Annotated in this window: 24 protein-coding genes; 17 read left to right on the top strand and 7 right to left on the bottom strand. The window is 59.3% G+C overall.

The window, feature by feature from the left end; genetic code table 11:
• Position 1: 1 nt before the first annotated feature.
• The 9 genes from Q1A34_RS05835 to Q1A34_RS05795 all read left to right on the top strand — a co-directional run bounded on the left by Q1A34_RS05835 (position 2) and on the right by Q1A34_RS05795 (position 8,046).
• Complete coding sequence (locus Q1A34_RS05835; protein WP_300031938.1) at positions 2-163, top strand: cytochrome C oxidase assembly protein; 162 nt, start codon at positions 2-4, stop codon at positions 161-163.
• Positions 163-747, top strand: a complete 585-nt coding sequence (locus tag Q1A34_RS05830; protein ID WP_300031936.1) for a cytochrome c oxidase assembly protein — start codon at positions 163-165, stop codon at positions 745-747. Before Q1A34_RS05835 ends, Q1A34_RS05830 begins: the two co-directional genes overlap by 1 nt.
• 25 nt (positions 748-772) lie before the next feature.
• Positions 773-1,594: a cytochrome c oxidase subunit 3 gene (locus tag Q1A34_RS05825; RefSeq protein ID WP_300031934.1), complete on the top strand. Its 822-nt coding sequence runs from the start codon at positions 773-775 to the stop codon at positions 1,592-1,594.
• A gap of 66 nt (positions 1,595-1,660) precedes the next feature.
• A complete protein-coding gene (locus tag Q1A34_RS05820; protein WP_300031932.1) occupies positions 1,661-2,341 on the top strand; it encodes an SURF1 family protein in 681 nt (226 codons plus the stop codon).
• Positions 2,342-2,346: 5 nt separating this feature from the next.
• The gene (gene thrC, locus Q1A34_RS05815) at positions 2,347-3,735 is read left to right on the top strand and encodes a threonine synthase (protein WP_300031929.1); all 1,389 of its coding nucleotides are present in this window, start codon (positions 2,347-2,349) and stop codon (positions 3,733-3,735) included.
• Positions 3,732-4,994, top strand: coding sequence for a pitrilysin family protein (locus tag Q1A34_RS05810; protein WP_300031927.1), 1,263 nt, complete (start codon positions 3,732-3,734; stop codon positions 4,992-4,994). Before thrC ends, Q1A34_RS05810 begins: the two co-directional genes overlap by 4 nt.
• Positions 4,994-5,587, top strand: coding sequence for a GNAT family protein (locus Q1A34_RS05805; protein WP_300031926.1), 594 nt, complete (start codon positions 4,994-4,996; stop codon positions 5,585-5,587). The genes Q1A34_RS05810 and Q1A34_RS05805 overlap by 1 nt, the downstream gene beginning before the upstream one ends.
• Positions 5,588-5,773: 186 nt before the next feature.
• Complete coding sequence (locus Q1A34_RS05800; protein ID WP_300031925.1) at positions 5,774-6,589, top strand: MBL fold metallo-hydrolase; 816 nt, start codon at positions 5,774-5,776, stop codon at positions 6,587-6,589.
• 41 nt (positions 6,590-6,630) lie between these two features.
• On the top strand, positions 6,631-8,046 hold the full coding sequence (locus Q1A34_RS05795; protein ID WP_300031923.1) for an FAD-binding oxidoreductase: 1,416 nt from the start codon (positions 6,631-6,633) through the stop codon (positions 8,044-8,046).
• Positions 8,047-8,233: 187 nt separating this feature from the next.
• On the opposite strand, the gene Q1A34_RS05790 is transcribed toward Q1A34_RS05795, so the two are convergent.
• From Q1A34_RS05790 to Q1A34_RS05775, 4 genes are all read right to left on the bottom strand, one after another.
• Positions 8,234-8,764, bottom strand: coding sequence for an adenine phosphoribosyltransferase (locus tag Q1A34_RS05790; RefSeq protein ID WP_300031921.1), 531 nt, complete (start codon positions 8,762-8,764; stop codon positions 8,234-8,236).
• Positions 8,765-8,774: 10 nt separating this feature from the next.
• Positions 8,775-9,395 carry a LysE family translocator gene (locus Q1A34_RS05785; protein WP_300032363.1) on the bottom strand — a complete coding sequence of 207 codons (621 nt, stop codon included), beginning with the start codon at positions 9,393-9,395 and terminating at the stop codon, positions 8,775-8,777.
• Positions 9,395-10,267 (bottom strand): S-methyl-5'-thioadenosine phosphorylase, encoded by an 873-nt coding sequence (locus tag Q1A34_RS05780; protein WP_300031919.1) that lies wholly within the window; start codon positions 10,265-10,267, stop codon positions 9,395-9,397. Before Q1A34_RS05780 ends, Q1A34_RS05785 begins: the two co-directional genes overlap by 1 nt.
• Positions 10,268-10,382: 115 nt before the next feature.
• Positions 10,383-12,140 (bottom strand): hypothetical protein, encoded by a 1,758-nt coding sequence (locus Q1A34_RS05775; protein ID WP_300031917.1) that lies wholly within the window; start codon positions 12,138-12,140, stop codon positions 10,383-10,385.
• 386 nt (positions 12,141-12,526) lie between these two features.
• Here Q1A34_RS05775 and Q1A34_RS05770 point away from each other — a divergent pair, with 386 nt between their 5' ends.
• Complete coding sequence (locus tag Q1A34_RS05770; RefSeq protein WP_300031915.1) at positions 12,527-14,155, top strand: SulP family inorganic anion transporter; 1,629 nt, start codon at positions 12,527-12,529, stop codon at positions 14,153-14,155.
• A 61-nt stretch (positions 14,156-14,216) separates the two neighbouring features.
• On the opposite strand, the gene Q1A34_RS05765 is transcribed toward Q1A34_RS05770, so the two are convergent.
• Positions 14,217-15,044 (bottom strand): GMP synthase, encoded by an 828-nt coding sequence (locus tag Q1A34_RS05765; protein ID WP_300031913.1) that lies wholly within the window; start codon positions 15,042-15,044, stop codon positions 14,217-14,219.
• Positions 15,045-15,120: 76 nt separating this feature from the next.
• Complete coding sequence (locus Q1A34_RS05760) at positions 15,121-15,726, bottom strand: flavin reductase family protein (protein ID WP_300031911.1); 606 nt, start codon at positions 15,724-15,726, stop codon at positions 15,121-15,123.
• 91 nt (positions 15,727-15,817) lie between these two features.
• On the opposite strand from Q1A34_RS05760, the gene Q1A34_RS05755 reads away from it, so the two are divergent.
• From Q1A34_RS05755 to ptsP, 7 genes are all read left to right on the top strand, one after another.
• Complete coding sequence (locus tag Q1A34_RS05755; RefSeq protein WP_300031909.1) at positions 15,818-16,309, top strand: GNAT family N-acetyltransferase; 492 nt, start codon at positions 15,818-15,820, stop codon at positions 16,307-16,309.
• 43 nt (positions 16,310-16,352) lie between these two features.
• A complete protein-coding gene (locus tag Q1A34_RS05750) occupies positions 16,353-17,117 on the top strand; it encodes an EcsC family protein (RefSeq protein ID WP_300031907.1) in 765 nt (254 codons plus the stop codon).
• 131 nt (positions 17,118-17,248) lie between these two features.
• Entirely contained in the window at positions 17,249-17,710 is a 462-nt protein-coding gene (locus Q1A34_RS05745) for an NUDIX hydrolase (RefSeq protein ID WP_300031905.1), read from the top strand.
• A 63-nt stretch (positions 17,711-17,773) separates the two neighbouring features.
• A complete protein-coding gene (locus Q1A34_RS05740) occupies positions 17,774-18,196 on the top strand; it encodes a DUF1178 family protein (RefSeq protein ID WP_300031903.1) in 423 nt (140 codons plus the stop codon).
• 4 nt (positions 18,197-18,200) lie between these two features.
• Positions 18,201-18,839 carry an SDR family oxidoreductase gene (locus tag Q1A34_RS05735; protein ID WP_300031901.1) on the top strand — a complete coding sequence of 213 codons (639 nt, stop codon included), beginning with the start codon at positions 18,201-18,203 and terminating at the stop codon, positions 18,837-18,839.
• Positions 18,840-18,964: 125 nt separating this feature from the next.
• A complete protein-coding gene (locus tag Q1A34_RS05730) occupies positions 18,965-20,203 on the top strand; it encodes an aspartate kinase (RefSeq protein ID WP_300031899.1) in 1,239 nt (412 codons plus the stop codon).
• A 49-nt stretch (positions 20,204-20,252) separates the two neighbouring features.
• Positions 20,253-22,496: a phosphoenolpyruvate--protein phosphotransferase gene (gene ptsP / locus Q1A34_RS05725; RefSeq protein WP_300031897.1), complete on the top strand. Its 2,244-nt coding sequence runs from the start codon at positions 20,253-20,255 to the stop codon at positions 22,494-22,496.
• Here ptsP and Q1A34_RS05720 read toward each other — a convergent pair.
• On the bottom strand, positions 22,468-23,421 hold the full coding sequence (locus tag Q1A34_RS05720) for a LysR family transcriptional regulator (RefSeq protein WP_300031896.1): 954 nt from the start codon (positions 23,419-23,421) through the stop codon (positions 22,468-22,470). The two genes, ptsP and Q1A34_RS05720, sit on opposite strands and share 29 nt — an antisense overlap.
• Between the last annotated feature and the right edge of the window lie 66 nt (positions 23,422-23,487).

Below are 23,487 nucleotides of genomic sequence, written 5' to 3'. Positions count from 1 at the left end.
GATGGCACTGCGTCCCGAACATGAAATACACACACGCCGCAAGGGCCGTAACATTGGTGTCGGACTGATGCTTGCGGGGTTTGTTGTGCTTGTGCTGGCGCTGACTTTTACCAAAGTCACCAGCGGTGATTTTGAAATGCCACGTGCCGAGGATCTGCGCTGATGGCTTTGACCGGTCCTTCAAAAACTGTTGCCCAGACCGTCGGTGTTGTGGTTCTGATGGGCGGCCTGGCATGGGCTTCTGTACCGTTTTATGACTGGTTCTGCCGCGTCACCGGTTTTGGCGGTGTCACAGGCGTTTCCGACGTGGCGCCTGAAGATGTGCTGGATCAGACGATTACCGTGCGGTTTGACGGGTCTCTCAACAATTACATGGCCTGGGAGTTCAAACCGGTCGTGCGCGAGATGGAAGTGCGCATCGGCGAGACAGGCCTTGCCTTTTACGAGGCATACAACCCCACGGATCGTCCGATTGCGGGTTCGGCGAGCTACAACGTGACGCCCTATCAGGCGGGTGGCTTCTTCAACAAAATCCAGTGTTTCTGCTTTGAGGAGCAGGTGCTGCAACCTGGTGAACGGGTTCAGATGCCGGTAACCTTTTATGTAGACCCTGAAATCGTCGACGATCGCGAGGGAAAGTATATACACACGATCACGCTGTCATATACCTTCTACGAAATTGACCTGCCCGAGGGATATGCCTCGGTGGAGGATGAGAATACCAACGCAGACACAAGTCTGAACTGACCAACATAAGGCAAGGGACGCAACCATGGCCCATGAAAAGAACCACGACTATCACATTCTGAACCCCTCAATCTGGCCGTTTCTGGGCGCGCTGGCCGGTTTTTCGATGCTCTTCGGCGCTGTGCTGTGGATGCAGGACATCACGCCGTTCCTGTTCTGGGGCGGCTTTGTTGCCGTGCTCTACGTCATGTTCGGCTGGTGGTCAGAAGTGGTTGCGGAAAGCAAAATCGGCGATCACACGCCGGTCGTGCGCATCGGTCTGCGCTATGGCTTCATCCTCTTTATCATGTCCGAAGTGATGTTCTTTGCGGCCTGGTTCTGGAGCTTTTTCAAGAACGCCATCTACCCGATGAGCGAATACATCGGCACAGAATACGTGCAGCCGGAAATCTATCATGTGGATGCGTTCCACCTGCCGCTGATCAACACGCTGGTTCTTTTGCTTTCAGGTTGTGCGGTGACCTGGGCGCACCACGCTCTGGTGCACGGTGGCCCGCGCAAAGACCTGATCAACGGTCTCGGCATCGCGGTTGCTCTGGGTGTTCTGTTCACCTTCCTGCAGGGCTATGAGTACTCCTACCTGCTCTATCAGGGCTGGGAGTTCGGCGGCGACAAGTTCTTCTCCAACTTCTTTATGGCCACGGGCTTCCATGGTGCGCACGTTATCATCGGTACCATCTTCCTCGCGGTCTGCTGGATCCGGGCGATGCGCGGAGATTTCACAGAAGAAAAGCACGTGGGCTTTGAGGCCGCTGCCTGGTACTGGCACTTTGTGGACGTTGTCTGGCTGTTCCTTTTCTTTGCCGTGTACATCTGGGGCGTAGCGCAGATGCCCGGAACGCACTGAACGCGACCACAGTTTTAAGTCAAAAGCGCGCGGGTTCCGCGCGTTTTTCTTTCGTACGGAGCGGTCATGCGACGACTGGCGTTTTTCATTGTTTTTGGTCTTGGCGGGGCGGGGATCCTGATCAGTCTGGGTGTCTGGCAGGTACAGCGTCTTGCCGGGAAAGAAGCGATGATCGAAGACATTGATACCCGTATCGCCGCAGCACCGGTGCCCTTGCCCGCGGCACCGGACCGGCAGGCCGATGCTTACCTGCCGGTTGATGTAACCGGCACGCTGCGCGCGGACTACCTGCGGGTACTGGTCTCGCAAAAGACAATCGGTGCCGGCTACCGGATCATACGGCCGATGCTGCATGCCGACGGTCCGGTACTGGTCGATCTGGGGTTTGTCCGGGCTGCGGATGCGGATGCGCTGAAGTTCGAAGAGGGACCGCCCGTCTCTGTGACCGGCAATCTGCAATGGCCGCAGGAGACGGACAGCTACACACCCGCGCCTGATCTGGAAAACAACATCTGGTTTGCCCGTGATGTTGACGCGATGGCGCGCGCGCTTGGCACAAGGCCAGTGCTGATCGTGCGCCGCGACCCGCCTGCGGTGCCGGGCCCGATTACACCTTTTCCGGTGGACACTGCGGCCATTCCAAACGACCACTTGCAATATGCGATCACCTGGTTCTCTCTGGCGGCCATCTGGTCTGTCATGACTGTCTTCTTCCTGCGCCGCGGTGCCGCGGCCAACAAAAGCTGAAAGCAATGCGCTATATCTCTACCCGCGGAACGGCCCCTGTCCTGAACTTTGAAGAGGCGATGCTGACCGGTCTGGCCCGCGACGGCGGTCTTTATGTGCCCGAGACCATTCCGCAGATGACTGCGGCGGAAATCTCAGCCCTGGAGGGGTTGAGCTATGAGGAAACGGCGTACCGTGTGATGCGCCCGTTCGTCGGAGACGTTTTCAGCGACGACGCCTTCCGCGAGATCATCGGGCGCGCTTATGCAGGCTTTGGACATGCCGCGCGGGCGCCGCTGAAGCAGCTTGATCAGGGGCACTTTCTGCTGGAGCTTTTTCACGGACCAACGCTGGCCTTTAAAGATTTTGCTATGCAGCTGATCGGCCAGATGTTTCAGACCGCTCTGAGCCGAAAAGGCGAGCGTGTGACCATCGTAGGTGCCACAAGCGGCGATACCGGATCGGCGGCTATCGAGGCTTTTCGCGGTCTTGAGAACGTCGATGTCTTTATCATGTACCCACATGGCCGCATCTCCGAGGTGCAGCGGAGGCAGATGACCACACCACAGGAAAGCAATGTGCATGCACTGGCGGTGGATGGGGATTTCGACGATTGCCAGGCGCGGCTGAAAGACATGTTCAATGATTTTGAATTCCGTGATGGCGTCCGCCTCGCGGGCGTGAACTCCATCAACTGGGGCCGGGTACTGGCGCAGGTGGTTTACTATTTTTCCTCTGCCGTTTCGCTGGGCGCACCGCACCGCGGGGTCAGCTTTACGGTGCCGACGGGCAATTTTGGTGATATCTTTGCAGGCTACATCGCCAAAAGCATGGGTCTGCCGATTGATGAACTGGTGGTGGCGACCAACCAGAATGACATTCTGCACCGCTGTCTGAGCGGGCAGGGGTATCACAAGGGCGAGACCGTACCGTCGATCAGCCCGTCGATGGATATCCAGGTCAGCTCGAATTTTGAGCGTGCGCTCTTTGACGCTTACGACCGTGAAGCGCCGGCGATTGTGCAATTGATGGACGAGCTGAAGGCCGGTGGCTTTGAGGTCAGCCAGGGGGCGCTGCAGGTGCTGCAGTCGCATTACCGGTCAGGCCGCGCATCCGAGGCGGAAACCTCGGCGAAAATCGCCGCGACGCTGGCGGCCAGCGGTGAGCTGCTGTGCCCGCATTCAGCTATTGGTGTAAAGGTCGCGGATGAGCAGCTGACAGCCGGGACGCCGATGATCACGCTGGCGACGGCACATCCGGCCAAGTTTCCCGCTGCTGTCGAGAAAGCGTCGGGCATTCACCCGCCCTTGCCTGCACGTATGGCAGACCTGTATGAACGCCCGGAACGGATGAGCCGGGTGCCCAACGACCTTGGCGCACTGAAAGACCACATCAGGGAGAACCTGTCCGCGTGACACTGCAACAACACGAACTGGCGAACGGCTTTCGCATTGTGACCGAAGAAATGCCGGGGCTGGAATCGGCCTCTGTTGGCGTGTGGGTAACAGCCGGCGCGCGAAATGAAACGCCAGAGCAGAATGGCATTGCGCACTTTCTGGAGCATATGGCGTTTAAGGGCACCAAACGGCGTTCCGCGCTTCAGATTGCCGAAAGCATCGAGGATGCCGGCGGGTACATCAATGCGTACACCAGCCGCGAAGTCACGGCCTACTACGCGCGTGTGCTGCGCAACGATGTCGGGCTGGCGCTGGATGTGATCGCGGACATTCTGCTCAATCCGACGCTGGATGAGGCAGAGATCGAGGTTGAACGGGGCGTTATCCTGCAGGAAATCGGCCAGACACTGGACACACCGGACGATGTGATTTTCGACTGGCTTCAGGAAGAAGCCTATCCCGATCACCCGATGGGCCGCAGTATTCTGGGTCCGGCAGAGCGGGTGTCCGCCTTTTCCCGCGACGATCTGCGTGCTTTCATCGACCGCCATTATGGGCCCGGACAGATGATCCTTTCGGCTGCAGGTGCGGTCGACCACGATGAGATTGTCAGACTGGCGGAGACACTGTTCGGGGGCATGGTTCCGAAAGAAACGGCCGAGCCTTCGCATGCGCGCTTTATGGGCGGTGAGCGTCGCACCAGCAAAGCGCTGGAGCAGGCGCATTTTGCGCTCGCGTTTGAAAGCCCTGGCTACCGCGAGGACAGCATCTACACGGCCCAGATCTATGCCTCTGCTCTGGGCGGCGGCATGTCGAGCCGCCTGTTCCAGGAAATCCGGGAGAACCGGGGCCTGTGCTATTCCATTTTTGCCCAGGCGGGTGCCTATGCGGATACGGGCATGACCACCATTTACGCGGGCACCAGCGCATCACAGCTGCCCGAACTGGCGCGGATCACCATCGATGAGATGAAACGTGCCGCCGATGATATGTCCCCGGCCGAGGTTGCACGCGCACGCGCCCAGATGAAAGCCGGGCTGCTGATGGGGCTGGAAAGCCCGTCAAACCGGGCAGAACGGCTCGCACGGCTTGTGCAGATCTGGGGCCGTGTGCCGCCGCTGGAGGAAACCGTGGCGATGATTGACGCCGTAACAACAGGCGATGTGCGTGAGTTCGCAGCCCGTATGGCCACCGGCGCGCTGGCTGCACTGGCCCTGTACGGTCCGGTGGATCAGGCGCCGTCGCTGGCAGAACTGCAGGCGCGTCGGGCGGCCTGATGCTGCGCGGATTTCGCAAACTGAGGATTGAGACCGAACGGATGACTCTGCGTCCTCCGATCCATTCCGATTTCCGGCCCTGGTCAAAACTCCGGGCGCAGAGCGTCGATTACCTGACCCCCTGGGAACCGGCCTGGGCCGAGGATCATCTGACGCGCAAGGCATTCACAAACCGGGTGTACTGGGCGCAAAGATCCGTGTCAGGTGGAACAGCTTTGCCGTTGTTCCTGATCAGGCGGTCGGATGAGGCCCTGCTGGGCGCGATAACGCTGGACAACATCCGGCGCGGACCGGCCCAGTCCGGCACGCTGGGCTACTGGACGGGCGAACCTTTTGCCCGCAATGGCTATATGCGCGAAGCGATCACAGCAGTCGTGCATCATGCATTTACCCGGCTGGATCTCAGCCGCATCGAAGCTGCCTGCCTGCCGGAGAATGCGGCGTCCCGAGGGCTGCTGGAAACATCCGGCTTCAAATACGAGGGTGTTGCTCAGAGCTATCTGCAGATCAATGACCGCTGGAGAACCCATGTGCTCTATGCGGCATTGCGGGGCGACCGCCGCGGTAAGGTTCCCACAGCCGAGCGCGCCTGATCCGAAGGCGCGGCTGCGCCGCATTCCATCCTTTGGATTTTCCGGCGGAAAATCGCCACAGCGGCAAGCGGCCGCCCGGAAATGCGCGGTAAATGTGCATCCTGCCGGGTGTGGCCTGCCTGGCTGCAGCCTTTTGCTGAAATATCTGCTGGCTTTGGTATGATCGGTGAAACAGGGAGGTGAACCATGATCACGCGCAGTCTGATGATACTGGCCTTTGCAGCGACCAGCGCCGGCGCGCAGGAACGCACGCCCAGCCATTGCGTTGCACTGGCCGAAAACGTGCCCGGTATCGAATACGTTGTTCCTGCCTCGCTCGGTCCCGTCGATGAGGAGACCGTTCGCATCCACTATATCAACCATGCCAGTTTTCTGATCCGCAGCCATGGCGGGCTGAACATGGTCACAGATTTTACCGGATACACAGGCACCGAACCTCTGATCCCTGATGTGGTCACAATGAACCATGCCCATGACACGCACTGGACGGCCTTTCCGGACCCGGCCATTCCACATGTTCTGCCGGGCTGGGGTGATTTCGGGCAGGGCATCGACCATCATCTGGACCTGGGCGAGGTGCTGATCCGGAATGTTTCCACAGACATCCGCTCACAGTTTTCAGGGATCGAAACAGAAGGGAATTCAATATTCATCTTTGAGCTGGCAGGTTTGTGCGTCGGTCATCTGGGACATCTGCATCATGAGCCGGACGCGGCACAATACGCGGCAATCGGAAGGCTGGATATTGTAATGGCGCCGGTCGACGGGGGTTTCACGCTGGATCTGGCAACCATGACACGGGTTCTCAAAAGACTGCGCTCTTCTGTTGTTATCCCGATGCACTGGTTTTCGGTCTACGCGCTGGGAGATTTTCTGAAAGGAATGTCGGATGAATTCGTGATTGTGGAAGTGGACGGGTCGTCTCTGGAAATGTCACTGGCGAGACTACCGTCGCGTCCGACGATCATCGTTCTGCAACCCTCATATCTCAGCGGTCAGTAGAGCCTGCTTGCATCCCGAGCGTCGTCGGGGGATCAAGTGATATGACACTGAATTCCGCCGATACCGCATTTGAGAAACTGTTGGCAGAGCATCTGCCCGGTCACATTCTGAAGCCTTCTGAGCCCAGATATCTGGAAGAACCGCGTGGCACGTTCACCGGACGGCCCACGCTGGTTGCCCGGCCCGAGACCACCGAGCAGGTGGCAACGGTGATCCGTCTCGCAGCCCGGCAGCAGGTGCCGGTGATGCCCTATGGCGGCGGTACGGGTCTGGTTGGAGGGCAGATTTCACCGGAAGGCCCTTTGCCGCTCATTCTCTCGCTGGAAAAAATGGACCGTATCCGCGCCGTGCATGCGGAGGAAAACGTGATGATCTGCGAGTCAGGTGTGATCCTGGCGGATGTGCAGAAAGCAGCCACCGAGGCCAGACGCCTTTTTCCGCTGTCGCTGGCGGCAGAAGGAACCGCGCGCATCGGCGGCAATCTGGCGACTAATGCGGGCGGAACGGCTGTGCTGCGTTACGGCAATACGCGGGATCTGTGTCTCGGACTTGAAGCTGTTCTGCCGGATGGACAAGTCTGGCACGGTCTGCGCCGGCTGCGCAAAGACAACACAGGGTATGACCTGCGCCACCTTCTGATCGGTTCAGAGGGAACGTTGGGGGTAATTACGGCGGCAGCCCTTAAACTCTTTCCGCAACCAGAGCAGACGGGGACGGCGATCTTTGTTGTGAAGTCGCCTGCTGCAGCGCTGAGCCTTCTGGCGCTGGCGCGTGACAGGCTGGGTGATCTTGTGACGGCGTTTGAGCTTATCTCGGGGCGTTCGTTTGAGTTTCTGGCGGCCGAACTGCCCCAGGTGCGTCTGCCCTTTGAGGAGGCACCGGCGTGGTCGGTCCTGATCGAGGTGGGCATGGTCGCGGGCATGTCGGCAGATGACGCGCTGACGGGGCTTTTTGAGCAGGGCATGGATGCGGATCTGGTCAGTGACGGAGTGATCGCGCAAAGCGCCCAGCAGAGTGATGCGTTCTGGTCTGTGCGGGAAAATATCCCGATCGCCAACAAGAAAGTAGGCGCGATTGTTTCGAGCGATGTGTCGCTTCCTCTGGGGGCGATTGCCCCGTTTATCGAGGCCGGAAAAGAGCGGATTGCGCGGATTGGCGCGTTCCGGATTAACTGTTTTGGCCATCTCGGCGATGGCAATCTGCACTACAATGTGTTCCCCATGCCAGGCCGGACCAAGAGCGAGCATCTGAACCAGCGTGCCGATTTGCAGCGTGCGATCCATGATCTGGTGCACGAATACGAAGGCTCCTTCAGTGCGGAACACGGGGTGGGCCGGTTGAAGGTAGAGGATCTGGAACGCTATGGAGATCCCGCGAAGCTGAGCGCAATGCGGGCAATCAAAGCCGCGCTGGACCCTCTGGGCATTATGAACCCTGGTGCCGTGCTGCGCGGCTGATCCGGCTGCTGTGTGCAAAGCGAAATCTGTTCTGTTGCAGCACATAGCCTGGCGGACGGTTGTGACCGTCCTGCAGCAAACTGCGAGACCGGATGCTGGTCGTTGAAGCCGGGCAGTGTTGTCTGTCAGCCTGTATGTCGTCTGACAGGGATGCCTGATCAGGTTGCCAGTGGCAGCGACGAAGGCCTCAAAGACCCTCGAATGCGCAGAGAGCGTGAACTTCGACGCCCATGGCCTCCAGTTTTTTGCGTCCGCCGAGCTCGGGCAGATCAATGATGAAAGCTGTCGAAATAATCTCGCCACCCAGCCGTTCGATCAGCCTGATCCCGGCTTCTGCCGTACCGCCGGTGGCAAGCAGGTCATCCACCACCAGAATTTTTTCACCGGCCTCGATGGCGTCATCGTGGACTTCGACAATCGCCTCACCGTATTCCAGTTTGTAGTCCTGACTGATGGTCGTTCCGGGCAGTTTGCCTTTTTTGCGTATCGGAACGAAACCGACAGATAACTGGTGTGCGATTGCACCGCCCAGAATAAAGCCGCGGGCCTCCAGACCGACAACCTTGTCGATCTCCATGCCTGCATAAGGGTGCAGCATCTGATCGATTGCGATCCGAAAGCCGCGCGGGTCCGCAAAGAGTGTGGTGACATCGCGAAACATGATCCCCTCGTGGGGGAAATCGACGATGGTACGGATATAGTCCTCAACTTTTTTCATGGTCTCTCTTTCATGACGTGCGGCGCAGGGCCGCTGTCATCAGCCCCATTCCAATCAGGGCGGACCCTCCGGCCCGGGTTATCCATGTCAGGACGGACGGCCGGGCGATCACGCGGCGCAGCCGATCGGCCATCAGAGCATAGGCCAGGGCATTCATCGCCGCGAGACCCACGAAGGTTGTGATCAGGATCGCAAACTGGGGCAGCAGATCAGCATCTGTCCGAATGAACTGCGGGACAAAGGCGATAAAGAACGCAATGGACTTTGGGTTCAGGGCGGTCACAGCAGCAGTATGCCCGAACACACCGCGTGCGCTGATCTCGCCGGTTGGATACAACCCTTTGGCCGGGGCAGACCGGATCAGCCGGACCCCGAGCCAGATCAGGTAGACAGCACCGGCCCATTTCAGAACCGTAAAGGCTGTGGCAGAGGCCAGCACCAGAGCGCCAAGGCCAAGCAGCGAAGCGGTCATGGCGACAAAATCACCAAAGGCGACACCAGCGGCAGAGGCGACAGCGACGGTGCGGCCTTTGGACAGAGCATAGCTCAGGACCAGCAATACCGTCGGACCGGGAATGAGCAGCAGCGCCACCGACGCGGCCACGAAAGTCAGCCAGAGATCAAAAGGCATCACAACAGCCGACCGGCGACCGCGTCGAGTTTTGCCATCAGTGCGGGGTCACGCGCATCGGGTTGTGTGAGAATGGCGAATTCCAGAGCGCGGTCGCATCCATGCGTGCAGGGCGTGCGTTCAGCGCCCAGAAGCGCGGGCAGGCGGCGCACCAGGTCACGCCCTTTGTCCGCATTCCCCATGAGCGTTCTGATGATCTCTGTGACATCGACCTCACCATGATCCGGATGCCAGCTGTCATAGTCGGTTATCATTGCAACAGAGGCGTAACAGAGCTCTGCCTCGCGGGCGAGTTTCGCTTCCGGCATATTTGTCATGCCGATCACGTCGGCGCCCCAGCTTTCACGGTACATCGTGGATTCAGCCAGTGTCGAGAATTGCGGCCCCTCCATCGCCAGGTACGTGCCGCCGTCGTGAACGGTGATCCCGGCATCCCTGGCTGCGGTCAGGCAGGCCGCACCAAGCCGGGGGCAGGCGGGGTGCGCGACCGATACATGAGCCACACACCCGGTTCCGAAAAAGCTTTTTTCGCGCGCAAAGGTCCGGTCGATGAACTGATCGACAACCACGAAGTCACCCGGTGCCATCTCCTCCCGAAAGGAGCCGCAGGCCGAAACAGAGATAACATCCGTCACCCCCAGACGCTTCAGGGCGTCGATGTTGGCGCGGTAGGGCACTGTGGTCGGGCTGTGCACATGGCCACGTCCGTGTCGCGGCAGAAATACCATTTCTACGCCGTCCAGTGACCCGGTCAGTACCGCGTCGGATGGTGTGCCCCAGGGGCTGCTGACGGCCTGCCAGGTTGGGCTCTCCAGGCCGTCGATATCGTAAATGCCCGAGCCGCCGATCACGGCGATTTTCGTCTGTGTCATCTGTACTTCCCAGAAGTCTTTGCCCGCTCAGATTAACCAAGAAGCGGGGATTGAAAAGCAAAGACTTCAATTTAACCTGTCGGATTTTGGAAATCGCAAAGGCTGCGTTCGCTGCTTACTCGCGCCTTATGATGCCGGTAATTGCAGCTGCCCCCAATGCGGTGACAATCCACCCGGCTGCCGCAAGAAAAAACGACGCACGCCACAGCCAGAGCCCCCAGAAGCCCCGTTGTGTTGACGGCCCCCAGTGCGCCGTTTGCCCGAATTCTATGATGGGGATAACGAGGTCCGCGCCCCATGCAATGGCGTTAAAACGCGGATAGTCCAGGCCGGGTGCGGGTCCGTTCAGCTGTCGGTCTCCCAGGATCATGCGCCCGGACCAGACAGCGGCAGGATTATCAACACCGCTGAGCGTTAGCGCGCGCCAGGTCTCGGAGCTGTTCGCGGCTTCTGCACTTGGCACAAAGGACCCTTCCTCCCAGGTGAGATGTGCGAGGGCAACAGCCACAACGACCAGGGTGGCCAGCATCCACATGCTCCGAAAGGGCCGGTATCCGTATCCGACCGTCCGGCGCAGGAGCACGTCGATTGCATAGCGTCGGATATTGCTGCCGTCCCGGAACAGGCTGCGAAAGGCCGTGCGCCAGGTGCCATCGAATTCCGTAATCCGGGCGCGGTCGCGGATGTTTTTCATGATCAGGCGATCGCGCTCCGCAAGGATCAGGCGCGAATCCCGGTCATGGCCGCGTTCGCGCAGAACCCTTGCCAGCTGTGTGAAAGGCTGTGGGAGAAAATTCTCTTTTTCCACGCTTCCCTTTTTCAGCCACTCGATAAAAACCCGCGGTGAAATCGAGGGACCGGTGATGCGGTCATAGGTAAATCCGTCCAGATCAAACCGGTCTGAAGATGGCCAGCTTTCCATGTCATTTTTCAGGTCATGCACCAGATCTCCAACGTGGGCTGCGGTCAGGCTGACGCGACCACGCCCCAGTCGGATTGCCTTCCAGTGAAGACCTTCGGCGACGCGCATACGCACAAGTTTAACGGCTGTCGCCTCTGGCGCAGCGCTGCCGGAATCGAGTGCAGCACCGTCAAAAACCAGCCGTCCGCCAACCTCGACACCGGCCAGATTGACCTCCCCCTCGGCCTGTGCCCCGGAGAATGACATATCCGCGCGGACGGAAGCATCCTGCGCCTTGAAAGCATAAGCCGCGCCCCAGGCCCTGAAGCGGGCGTTTTCGCAGTTCATCTGTCCGTTGATGCCCGCGCTGTTAAAGGACACCCGACCGTGGGCAACCAGACCGGCCAGCGTGACACCCCCGGTTATCGCCGCATTTTTTGCGTTCAGCGCCAGATGTTTGTCGGGCGAGATGTCCGCGTCGCTGCAGTCGAGGCGCCCGCCGATCCTTGCGGCAAAGAGATTAATACCACCGGTGTCCGTGATCCCGCGCAGCATCACATCATTGGCCACGCTGAGCCCGTGTCCGTTGAGCCCTTTGAGGCGGCTGCCATCGAGGCGCAGATTGGAGAACTGTGCCCGGAACACCGTCAGCGTCCGGTCAAAACAGCAATTCTGCAGGCCCACGGATCCATGGGTTTCCACAGCGGCAAGGTTGAGCGTTCCGGACACAAAAGCGCCATGCAGATCGATGCCCATCGTTGCGACGGGATTAACCGGGCAACCGCCCAGGATCAGATACCTCAGCACATCCGCCCGGACGAACTGTTCGCGCCTTGGTGCGCTGGCAGATGGAAGGGCGCCGTCACCCAGCCGGCACGTCTCACCGGCGCGACTGGCAGCGAGTAACTGCACTTCTCCCGGGGTCAGCGGTCGGAGCGCATCAAGGTCTGCATCTGTACGGATAAGTGCCATTGCTTCTTTCTTTTCGCCGCAGCTTAGCCGAATGTTGCGGTATGAAAAGGCAATTTGGTTCGGGGGTATTTCTGTGAGGATTACCCTGGGTGGCACCCAGCGGACCCGCGTTCCTATTGTGCGAACGTATCATCCGACGATAGCGGCTCCTGCGCGGAAACAGCCGCGCGGTCGGGGCTGTTTTGTGGCTGCCGTTGTGGGATTGGCGGATTGTGCTCTACGGTGGGCGACCAGCAGCCTCTGCGTTTCATCAGAAATTAACCCTGATGTATGACAGGTGAGACAGGCGGCGGGGTTTTCATTTCGGCCCAAACCGTCTAGGGACCGCGCAACAGCAGGCCGTTTGGGCTGTGCCCCCCCGATACCTGACAGACCAGGAGCCTTCCATGGCGAAGACGACATTCCGTGAATTCACCAAAAATCTTGATGTAACCGATCTGCGCTGGACCCCGCGCGAAGGTCTGACATTTGCACGCATGCGTATAGAGCTTTTGTCTGGTCTCACTGTTGCCCTGGCGCTGGTGCCGGAGGCGGTGGCCTTTGCTTTTGTCGCCGGGGTGCATCCGCTGGTCGGCCTTTATGCGGCCTTTCTGGTCGGTCTGATCACGGCGCTGATCGGCGGGCGCCCGGGCATGATTTCCGGTGCCACAGGAGCGCTGGCCGTTGTTATGGTTTCGCTGGTCGCGGAACACGGGGTTGAATATCTCTTTGCGACCGTCGTGCTGATGGGGCTTTTGCAGATTTTCGCCGGTGTGATGCAGTGGGGCAAGTTTATCCGGCTGGTGCCTCACCCCGTTATGCTGGGGTTTGTGAACGGTCTGGCTATTGTGATTTTCCTGGCACAGATGAGCCAGTTCAAAGTGCCCGGTACCATGGAAAACACGGGCCACGGCATGAGCGGCGGGGAATGGCTCTCGGGAGCGCCGCTCTTTCTGATGCTGACGCTGGTAGCCGCGACAATGGCTATTATCTGGTTAACCCCGAGAATTACGAAAGTTATTCCGGCGCCGCTGGCGGGTATCGGCATCGTCGCCGCCGTGGTGATCGGGTTCAGCCTTGATGTCCCCAGGGTGGGCGATCTGGCGTCCATCCAGGGTGGATTGCCGTCGTTGCACATTCCGATGGTGCCGCTGAACTGGGAAACCTTTGAAATTATTCTGCCCTATGCGATTATCCTTGCGGCGATCGGGCTGATCGAAAGCCTGCTGACGCTGAACCTCGTGGGCGATATGACCAATGAACGCGGCGGCGCGAGCCAGGAATGCATTGCGCAGGGTGTGGCCAATACAGTGACCGGATTTTTCGGTGGTATGGGGGGCTGTGCGATGATCGGCCAGTCTATGATCAACGTAAAATCGGGCGGGCGCACACGGGTGGCTGGTATTGCAGCGGCCGTGTTCCTGCTCTTGTTCATTCTGGTCGGCTCCCCGATCATTGAGCTTATCCCACTGGCCGCACTTGTTGGCGTGATGTTCATGGTAGTGATCGGCACCTTTGCCTGGAACAGTCTTACAATCCTGCGCAAAGTGCCGTTGACAGATGCCTTTGTTATTTTGCTGGTAACCGTTGTGACAGTTTACGAAGACCTTGCGGTTGCTGTCGTTGTCGGTGTGATTGTGAGTGCGCTGGCCTATGCCTGGAACAACGCCCGGCGCATCTATGCCAAAACCTATACGACACCCGAAGGGGCCCGCGTCTACCAGGTGCAGGGGCCGCTCTTTTTCGGCTCAAGCGAAGGGTTTGCCGAACTCTTCGATGTGCAGGGCGATCCGGCTGAGGTGATTGTGGATTTTGCCGACAGCCGTGTCGTGGATCAGTCCGCTCTGCAGGCCATCGAAACCGTCGCCGGTAAGTATGAGGACGTCGGCAAGCGTCTTCAGCTGCGTCACCTGAGCAGAGATTGTCACCGGCTGCTGACCAAAGCCGGGCACCTGATGGTCGACAGCGACGACGACCCTGACTATGCGCTGGCGGTGAACTATCAGGTGCGTACCGGCATCCTCGGCGGTCACTGACGGCATCCAGCGCTCCTGCCCAAGGGGCAGGTCGCCCCGCCCGCCGTCCCGCAACCGGGCTTCAGTAGATGCGGAAACTGGCGACGAAGGGCAGATGGTCTGACACGTTTTTGCGGAATTTCTCGCGTCCCATGTCCATCGTCCAGTGCATAGGAAAGAGACGCAGACTGCCTTTGATGTAGTCTGTCGAATAATTCCGACTGATTGCGAACCCGTCCAGCAGGTTTGCGCGGCCTTTTTCCAGAATATGCGAAAACCGGTCCTGCAGGTCCCAGCTCGAGACGAAATCCATCACATCGTCTCCGCCGAGGTGGTGGAAGTTGGACACATCCTGACCAGGGATCATGTTAAAGTCGCCCATCATGAAAATGGCCCGCCTTTTAGTGCCCGGCGTTTGTTGGATCTGAGTTACATAGTCCCCGATCACACGGCACTGGCTGTCGCGAACCTTTTGTTCATCGCGGCCGCGACCGGATTTCAGATGCACCCCGATGACAATGGCTTTGAACTTACCGGCCTGCACGTCAACGGCAATCGCCTGGCGGCCGTTTGTGTAGTCACCCTCGGACCCGGGAATGAACCGCGGGTTGGTCACTTCGATGCCGGGCTTGTGCAAAAAGCCGATGTGGATATTGCCACTTTGCTGCGGCAGGATCGTTTGATTGTATTCGACACCATACTCGGCCAGTTTTTTGACCAGTGTGTCGATATAGCTGATCGGTGAAACTTCGACGAGGGTCACAAATTCAGCGTCGAGCAACGCGAGGCCCTCGGCCTGATTTGCCGCCTTTTGTGATCTGCCTGAGATGCCAACCGGCCGGCCCGGCAGCGAGAATCCCGCCAGGTTCCACACAGCGGCCCGGATAATTGAGTGATTGAATGCGACCATTTCTGCCCCCTGATTTGTATCCCTGGGAACAGCCTAGCACAGCCTGAGGTGGAAGTCGTATATTCTGCGTTCGGTGTCAGTCGTCCGGGCGGGCAAGCTCAAAAACCTCCCGCACCACAGTATAATCGCGATACCCCAGGCGGGACAGCGGCTGGTACGTCGTGACGTCGAACCGGCCGTTCACCAGCGTATCCTCGCGGATATGAACACCTGTGACCTCGCCGAAAACAACATAGTTGTTTTCGCCTTCAATTTTCACGATCCGGGTCATGCGGCATTCAAGCGAGGCCGGCGCTGCAGCAACACGCCCGCAGTCAATTTCTGAGCAGGCTGCCATTTCGATCCCGGCGTCGTCAAATTCGCTGACCTCGCGGGCCAGCGCTGCGGAGGAGGCATTCATGACGTCGCGCATGGCATATTCAACGACGTTCACGCAGAACACACCGGTTTCGCGTATATTTGCCACGGAATCCTTGGTGTCGCCGCGGTCGGCCTTGGCGGCGGTGGAAGCGAACATGACCTGTGGGGGCACATAGGCCACGGCATTGAAAAACGAATAGGGTGCCAGGTTGTTGGCACCATCGGCATCGCGCGTCGAAATCCAGCCGATGGGGCGGGGTGAGACGATCGCGTTGAAAGGATTGTGTGGCAGACCGTGACCATCGGCCGGGCGGTAGAACATGGGGCACTCCTCTTGGTTTGCAGCTCCCTTAACGCATGTGCTACGTCCGGGCCAGTTGAAACCCCTGGGGCCGGGATCCGGGACGCTTTGCGTGTATGAACTGACTGTTGAGACCGCGCAGGACACCCACGAGGTAGAAGCGCTCTATGATCTGTGCTTTGCGCCAGGACGCGAGGCACTGTCGTCCTATCGGCTGCGCGATGACGTAGAGCCTGTCGCACAGCTTTCGCAGGTGGCACGCGATCCGGATGGCATTCTGGCCGGTGCAATCCGGTACTGGCCGGTGCGCGTTTCCGGGCACGCGGCATTGCTGCTGGGGCCGGTTGCCGTTCACCCGACGCGTCAGGGAGAGGGTCTGGCGGGCACGCTCATCCGCGAATCTCTGGATGCCGCCGCTGCAATCGGCTGGGAAAGGGTGATGCTGGTGGGGGATGCACCTTATTATTCGCGGTTCGGGTTCCGGCTGCTCGAAAATGTGCAGATGCCACCGCCGACGAACCCGGCCCGCGTGCTGGGTCAGGAGCTTCGGCCCGGTGCGTGGTGTGGGATAGAAGGCCCGGTTACTCGTTGGTGCCAGGATTGAAAAATGGCACCGGCTCCCCATTTTGGAAGGTGAAAGGGGCTCTATGGATCTGATCGCCGGCACGACGTCACCACCTGACACCGAAGCAGAGCTGGACGCTCTGGCCACCCGATACCGCGCTGCGGGCGGCGCTGGAATTGAACTGCTGAACCTTGTGGGCGGGCAGGCAGAAGGCATGTTGGACCGGTTACCGCAGCCCGTGCGCGCAGGTCTGGACGGGGCGACCACCCGGGCGCTGCAGGAGGCAATGAAGGCGGCACACTACAGCCGCGGGGTGGTGAAGGATCAGAAAAGCTGGCTGAACACAGCCGCCGGTGCTGCCATGGGCGCTGTTGGCGGGATGGGCGGCCTGCCCACTGCACTGGCAGAACTGCCGGTCACAACCACCCTTTTGTTGCGCGTGATCGAAGGCGTGGCCGCAGAGTATGGGTTCGACACGAATGAGGAAAACGTTCGCTTTGACTGCATAACAGTGTTTTCTGCGGCCGGTCCGCTGAGCGATGATGACGGGGCGGATCTGGCCTTTATCTCTGCGCGCGTGGCACTCACCGGTCCCGCCGTCAAAGGTATCATTGCGCGCATCGCGCCGCGGCTGGCAACCGTGCTGGGCCAGAAACTTGCTGCGCAGGCGATCCCTGTTCTGGGTGCGGTCGCGGGTGCAGCGACGAACTATGCCTACACCGGATACTATCAGGAAATGGCCCATGTACATTTTGGGCTGCGTCGTCTGGCCATCGAGGCGGACGTCCCGCTCGAAGATCTGACCGACCGGCTGAGGCAGCGTGTTTCCGGCCGTGAAGTTGTCTGACACACTCCCCCAACCCGTCTGAGTTGTTGTTTTTGCCGCAGTTCTTGGCATTTTGCGCGTTTTGAGGCATTATAGCCCCGGGAGCAGACAACCGGGTTCAGGCCTGGAGCAATGAAAACGCATAAGCGATAATGATAAAGCAACTTCCCATAACGATCACAGGTGCGCGGAAAGATGAAATCCGTACGCAGTTCGCGGCGCTGTGCTATCGCATCCACAAAAAGAAAATCCGTATCCTGCTGATCACGTCGCGGGGGACCAGACGCTGGATTGTTCCAAAGGGCTGGCCTGTAGATGGTCAGACACCTGCGGAAACAGCTGCCCAGGAGGCCTGGGAAGAGGCGGGTGTGCGGGGACGTTCAGACGGGCGCTGTCTTGGCATCTACTCCTACAGCAAGGAAACAGAGAACAACGGCGACCTGCCATGTCTGGGTATGATATTCCCTGTAGAGGTGACAGCCATCGCAGATGACTTCCCGGAAGCAGGTCAGCGTGAGCGTGTCTGGATGTCACGAAAAAAGGCTGCCAAACTGGTGGACGAGCCTGAATTATCCCGCATTTTACTGGATTTTGATCCGCGTCAGGACAGCTGACAGGCTTGACGGCTGCTGTCTGCTGCACCATCTCAGCAGTGGACAATGTAAAAAGGTGCCTGAATGATCAGTTACACCCTGAAGTGCGACAACGGGCATCGTTTTGACAGCTGGTTTCAGTCAGCGGATGCATTTGAGAAGCTCGTGTCTTCCGGTCATCTGAGCTGTGCTGAATGTGGCAGTGCCGCGGTGTCCAAAGCGATCATGGCCCCGCGTGTTGCCACGTCCGATGTGGCAGAACCCCGGTCTTTACAGACCCCGCAGACCGAAGCAGAGCAGAAACTGGCCGAACTGCGCCGCCATGTTGAGGAAAACGCCGATTATGTCGGTGGAAAATTCGCCGAGGAAGCGCGCTCTATGTACCTCGGTGCGACGCCCGAGCGCGCAATTTATGGTGAGGCCAATGGCGAAGACGCCAGGAAACTCATTGAGGACGGCATACCCGTGGCACCCTTGCCGTTTTTGCCGGGAAGAAAGGCAAACTGATCAGATGACAGTTGTGATTACAGGTGCCAGCCGTGGCATCGGCGCAGGCCTTTGTGCCGCATATACCGCGCGCGGTGCGCAGGTCATCGGAACCACGCGGAACGGAGAGTGGCCGCTGGAAGTGACTGACCCGGGTTCGCAGGCTGCTTTCGCTGAAAGTCTGCGGAACAGGCCTGTTGAGCTTCTGGTGTGCAACGCAGGCGTATATCTGGACAAGGGGCACAGCCTTGAGGCGGGATATCAGCCGGAACTCTGGGCGCAGAGTTTTGCGGCCAACGTCACTGGCGTGTTTCTGACCATTCAGGGTCTGTTGCCGAACCTCAGGGCGGCAAAGAACGCGAAGATTGCGGTGATTTCCTCGCAGATGGCGTCCAGCGACAGGGCTCCCGGGGGCAGCTACATCTATCGTGCTTCCAAGGCTGCGGTCCTGAATCTGGGGCGAAACCTTGCCCAGGATCTGAGAGATGACGGTATCGCCGTCGGCATTTATCACCCCGGTTGGGTGCGCACGGACATGGGCAGCAGTGCTGCGGACATTTCTGTTGAGGACGCTGTGGCCGGGCTGACAGCGCGGTTTGCGGACCTGAACATCGACAAAACCGGCTGTTTTGAGACTTGGGACGGGCGATCGCACCCGTTCTGAAGACGCCAGATCGCGCGCATCCCGCTGCGGTATGCGCAAATTTCATCGGAGCCGGCTTTGCATCTCTTGTGATCCGCAGCCCTTGCGCGTAAACCCGCGTCGGACGAGATAAGGGGCACGGGGAAATGCCTGTTCTGGTAATGAAATTCGGTGGCACATCCGTTGCCACACTGGACCGGATCCGGCGGGCGGCCAAGCGTGTCGGCGTCGAGGTGGCCAAAGGCTATGACGTGATCGTCATTGTCTCGGCCATGTCCGGTAAAACCAACGAGCTTGTGGGCTGGGTGGGCGAGACATCTCCGCTCTATGATGCGCGGGAATACGACGCGGTTGTTTCCAGTGGAGAGAATGTCACCGCTGGGCTGATGGCGCTGACACTCCAGGAGATGGACGTCCCGGCGCGCAGCTGGCAGGGCTGGCAGGTGCCGGTCAAAACAACGTCGGCGCACAGTCAGGCCCGGATTGAAGAGATCCCGACAGATAACATCACCGCCAAATTCGCCGAAGGCATGAAAGTCGCCGTCGTTGCCGGTTTTCAGGGCGTGAGCCCCGAAGGGCGTATTACCACGCTGGGTCGCGGTGGTTCGGACACGACTGCCGTGGCCTTTGCTGCGGCCTTTGGTGCGGAACGCTGCGATATCTACACGGATGTGGACGGGGTTTATACCACTGACCCACGAGTAGAAGCCAAGGCCCGCAAACTGGACCGGATCGCGTTTGAGGAAATGCTTGAGCTTGCCTCGCTGGGAGCCAAGGTTCTGCAAACCCGTTCCGTCGAGCTTGCGATGCGCTACAAGGTCAAACTGCGGGTTCTGAGCAGTTTCGAGGAACAGTCTGATGAGGCCGGCACCCTGGTGTGCGACGAGGAGGAAATCATGGAAAGCAATGTAGTTGCAGGTGTCGCGTTCAGCCGCGATGAAGCCAAGATGACACTGATCAGCGTCGCGGACCGGCCCGGTATTGCGGCCAGTATTTTCACGGCGCTCAGCGATGGCGGGGTCAATGTGGATATGATTGTCCAGAACATCTCGGAGGAGGGGCGCACTGATATGACCTGGTCGTGCCCGACCGATCAGGTGATGCGCGCGCAGAAAGCTGTGGAAACAGCAAAAGCGGATGGCACAATCAATTATCAGGAAGTGATTGCCGACACAGATGTGGCCAAAGTCAGCGTCGTGGGCATCGGAATGCGCAGCCATACAGGTGTTGCCGCAAAGATGTTTCAGGTGATGAGTGCCGAGGGTATCAACATCAAGGTCATCACGACATCAGAGATCAAGATTTCTGTTCTGATCGACAGGAAATACATGGAACTTGCCGTGCAGGCGCTGCATGATGCGTTCGATCTGGATAAAGCGGCCTGATCCATTCGTAAGGCAGGCCGCACCTCGCTGACCTGGGAGGGGTGCGACAGTGGCAGAACGTCCTGAAACCGGGTCCCGCAGGCTGCTGGGCCGACTGCGCGACGCGATGGCGGGTGATCTTGAGGGTCAGGCGCGCCTGAACCGGATCACACAACTTATTGCGGACAGTATGGGCTGTGAAGTCTGCTCCATCTATCTGTTCCGTGATGAAAATACGCTTGAGCTTTGTGCGACCGAAGGCCTGAAACAGGACGCGGTTCACCAGACACGCATGAAAGTGGGCGAAGGCCTGGTGGGACTGGTTGCGCGCAGGCGGGCGGTGGTCAACGAGCCCGACGCGCCGCAGGCGCGGGGCTTTCGGTATATGCCCGAGACGGGCGAAGAGATTTACTCAAGCTTTCTGGGTGTGCCCGTGCAGCGTCTTGGCGAGGCACTGGGGGTTCTGGTCGTTCAGTCACGCGCGGCGCGGGTCTATTCGGCCGACGAGGTCTACGCGCTCGAAGTGGTGGCCATGGTCCTGGCGGAAATGACCGAACTGGGTGTTTTCGTGGGCGAGGGGGCGGCAATGTCTGCGCGGCATTCCCAGCCTGCGATGTTCCGTGGCACAGTGGGGCAGGAAGGTGCCGCCGAAGGGCATGTCTGGCTGCACGAGCCGCGGGTTGTGGTCACCAACCCGATCGCTGATGATCCTGTGCGGGAAACGGAGCGCCTGAAAGAAGCGGTTGAGCAGCTGCGGGTCGGTGTCGACAAGATGCTGGAAATCGCAGGGACCCAGGACAAGGACCAGGCACAGGTACTTGAGACCTACAGGATGTTTGCGAACTCCAAAGGCTGGATGCGCCGGATGGAGGAGGACATATCCAATGGTCTGTCCGCAGAGGCAGCCGTTGAAAAAGAGCAGTCCGTGGCGCGGGCGCGGATGGGGCAGGCGACGGACAATTATCTGCGCGAACGCCTGAGCGATCTGGATGATCTGAGCAACCGGCTGTTGCGTATTCTGACAGGGCAGGGCGCGGATACCGGGGCGGAAATGCCGGCCGATCCGATCCTGATTGCACGCAACATCGGCCCTGCCGAGTTGCTGGAATACGGGCGCAGTCTGCGCGGCATCGTGCTGGAGCAGGGCTCTGTTGGCAGCCATGCGGCTATCGTCGCCCGTGCGCTGGCCATTCCGCTGGTGGTCCATGCATCGCGGGTCACCACAGAGGCGCTGAACGGCGATCACATCATGGTCGACGGCGAGCAGGGGATTGTACATCTGCGTCCGGATGAAACCGTTGTCACGGCCTTTCGCGACAAGATCGCCATGCTGGCAGAGGCGCAGGAACGCTATGCATCGATCCGCGACAAACCGGCGAGGACACTGTGCGGCAATGTCGTCAGCCTGCAGATGAACGCGGGCCTGATGGCCGATCTGCCCTCTTTGCCCAATTCCGGTGCCGAGGGGGTTGGGCTGTTCCGCACCGAGCTGCAGTTTCTGGTGCGCAACCAGATGCCGCGGCGCGCAGAACTGGTGGCGCTTTATGCCCGGGTTCTGGATGCTGCCGGGGGCAAACGCGTCGTGTTCCGCACGCTGGATATCGGCTCTGACAAAGTGCTGCCTTACATGAAGCCCAACGACGAGCCGAACCCCGCGCTCGGGTGGCGCGCGATCCGCGTGGGCCTGGACAAACCCGGCATCATGCGCATGCAGTTGCAGGCTCTTATCCGTGCTGCAAATGGCAGACCACTGACGGTGATGTTCCCTTTTGTAGCGCAGCTGGAAGAGTACCGCGAAGCGCGCCGCCTTATGGACAAAACGCTCGCGGCAGAAGAACGTCTGGGACACAGGCTGCCAGAGGCCATCAGCATTGGTGCGATGCTGGAAACGCCCAGTCTGGGATTTGCGCCGATGAAGTTCTTTGAGGAAGTTGATTTCCTGTCGATCGGCGGGAACGACCTCAAACAGTTTTTCTTTGCTGCGGACCGGGAAAACGAACGTGTGCGACGGCGCTATGACACTCTGAACGTTTCATTCCTGAGTTTTCTCGAAAAAATCGTTGAGCGGTGTGAGGTGAGTGGCACCCCGCTGTCTTTCTGTGGCGAGGATGCCGGGCGGCCGGTCGAAGCGCTCTGTCTTGCGGCGATTGGCCTGCGGGCTCTGTCGATGCGTCCTGCCTCTGTCGGGCCGGTAAAAAGCCTGTTGCGCCGTTCAGATCTCAGCGAAGTGCGCAAAGTCATCACCGACGCGCGTCACAGAGGCGAGATGTCGGTACGCCCGGCAATCATGGAATGGCTGAGCCGTCAGGGCTGAGAGGAACCGGGCCTAGCGCCCGTTCAACGTGCCCGCCGATAGGGTTTCGTGACAGAAACCTGGTGGCCTCCTGAGCGAGCGTATTCATCAGAGAGCTGATCGGACTGCCCGACACGAAAGAGGCAGTGAAAGCGATGGGCGGCAACCTGACCTCTGTGTCAAGTTCCACCAGCCCGCCCGATGCCAGCTCGCTTTCGATCACGGCACGTGGCACGGCACAGATCCCAAAACCGGTTCCCGCCAGGCGGATCAGGGCCCCCAGAGAGGAAGACGTTGTCATTGCCGGTGCGCGGCGGCTTTGCGGCGCAAGCATCTCGCGGATCTGGCGGCTGGGCTTGGTGTTCTGTGCGAAGGTCAGAACCGTCTGAGCACCAATGTCCCGCAGGCTCCAGCTTTTGTGCAGGGATGCGACCTGTGGCGCTGCGGCGAATATCATCTCGAAGGCACAAAGATCAGTGTTCGTGACGCTGACTTCCGCGACCGGCCCCATGAGAAAGGCAAGGTCGAGTTCCCTTGCAACCAATGCATTGCGCAGATTGTCGGTCGAATCCACCATCAGATCAAAGGAGAGGCCGGGATGTGACTGGCTGAGCTGGCTGAGAAAAACAGGCAACCAGCTTGCAACAATCGTCTCAGAGGCGCCCAGTCTTATGGTCTGTTCTATCCGCGCATGTCCGCTGAAGGCTGCAAGAATATCCTGTTCGAGACGCATGTATTTTTCTGCAAACGGCAGCAACTGTCGCCCTGCGGGTGTCAGCTCGGCGTTGCGTGTCTGGCGCAGAAATACCGGCGTTCCCAGATCCTGCTCCAGCATCTGAATTCGCGCGGAGATGGCTGGCTGTGTCAGGTTGAGTTTTTCTGCAGCACCACGAAAACTGCGCAACGTTGCAATCCAATAAAAGGTGTCGAGGTTTCGGATCTGCATAGCCTGTGGTTATCATAAAAAATTTCTATTATAAACGCCAAAAAATATCAATTTGACTGTTGAGGT

The organism is uncultured Roseobacter sp. (assembly GCF_947491795.1).
Taxonomy (GTDB): domain Bacteria; phylum Pseudomonadota; class Alphaproteobacteria; order Rhodobacterales; family Rhodobacteraceae; genus Roseobacter.
The sequence above is the reverse complement of the archived record's forward strand: the minus strand, read 5'-3'. Positions and strand labels throughout refer to the sequence as shown.

Coding starts and splice junctions, on each gene's coding strand:
- Q1A34_RS05835 (WP_300031938.1), top strand. CDS start 2: ATGGCACTGCGTCCCGAACATGAAATACACACACGCCGCAAGGGCCGT.
- Q1A34_RS05830 (WP_300031936.1), top strand. CDS start 163: ATGGCTTTGACCGGTCCTTCAAAAACTGTTGCCCAGACCGTCGGTGTT.
- Q1A34_RS05825 (WP_300031934.1), top strand. CDS start 773: ATGGCCCATGAAAAGAACCACGACTATCACATTCTGAACCCCTCAATC.
- Q1A34_RS05820 (WP_300031932.1), top strand. CDS start 1,661: ATGCGACGACTGGCGTTTTTCATTGTTTTTGGTCTTGGCGGGGCGGGG.
- thrC (WP_300031929.1), top strand. CDS start 2,347: ATGCGCTATATCTCTACCCGCGGAACGGCCCCTGTCCTGAACTTTGAA.
- Q1A34_RS05805 (WP_300031926.1), top strand. CDS start 4,994: ATGCTGCGCGGATTTCGCAAACTGAGGATTGAGACCGAACGGATGACT.
- Q1A34_RS05800 (WP_300031925.1), top strand. CDS start 5,774: ATGATCACGCGCAGTCTGATGATACTGGCCTTTGCAGCGACCAGCGCC.
- Q1A34_RS05795 (WP_300031923.1), top strand. CDS start 6,631: ATGACACTGAATTCCGCCGATACCGCATTTGAGAAACTGTTGGCAGAG.
- Q1A34_RS05790 (WP_300031921.1), bottom strand. CDS start 8,764: ATGAAAAAAGTTGAGGACTATATCCGTACCATCGTCGATTTCCCCCAC.
- Q1A34_RS05785 (WP_300032363.1), bottom strand. CDS start 9,395: ATGCCTTTTGATCTCTGGCTGACTTTCGTGGCCGCGTCGGTGGCGCTG.
- Q1A34_RS05780 (WP_300031919.1), bottom strand. CDS start 10,267: ATGACACAGACGAAAATCGCCGTGATCGGCGGCTCGGGCATTTACGAT.
- Q1A34_RS05775 (WP_300031917.1), bottom strand. CDS start 12,140: ATGGCACTTATCCGTACAGATGCAGACCTTGATGCGCTCCGACCGCTG.
- Q1A34_RS05770 (WP_300031915.1), top strand. CDS start 12,527: ATGGCGAAGACGACATTCCGTGAATTCACCAAAAATCTTGATGTAACC.
- Q1A34_RS05765 (WP_300031913.1), bottom strand. CDS start 15,044: ATGGTCGCATTCAATCACTCAATTATCCGGGCCGCTGTGTGGAACCTG.
- Q1A34_RS05760 (WP_300031911.1), bottom strand. CDS start 15,726: ATGTTCTACCGCCCGGCCGATGGTCACGGTCTGCCACACAATCCTTTC.
- Q1A34_RS05750 (WP_300031907.1), top strand. CDS start 16,353: ATGGATCTGATCGCCGGCACGACGTCACCACCTGACACCGAAGCAGAG.
- Q1A34_RS05745 (WP_300031905.1), top strand. CDS start 17,249: ATGATAAAGCAACTTCCCATAACGATCACAGGTGCGCGGAAAGATGAA.
- Q1A34_RS05740 (WP_300031903.1), top strand. CDS start 17,774: ATGATCAGTTACACCCTGAAGTGCGACAACGGGCATCGTTTTGACAGC.
- Q1A34_RS05735 (WP_300031901.1), top strand. CDS start 18,201: ATGACAGTTGTGATTACAGGTGCCAGCCGTGGCATCGGCGCAGGCCTT.
- Q1A34_RS05730 (WP_300031899.1), top strand. CDS start 18,965: ATGCCTGTTCTGGTAATGAAATTCGGTGGCACATCCGTTGCCACACTG.
- Q1A34_RS05720 (WP_300031896.1), bottom strand. CDS start 23,421: ATGCAGATCCGAAACCTCGACACCTTTTATTGGATTGCAACGTTGCGC.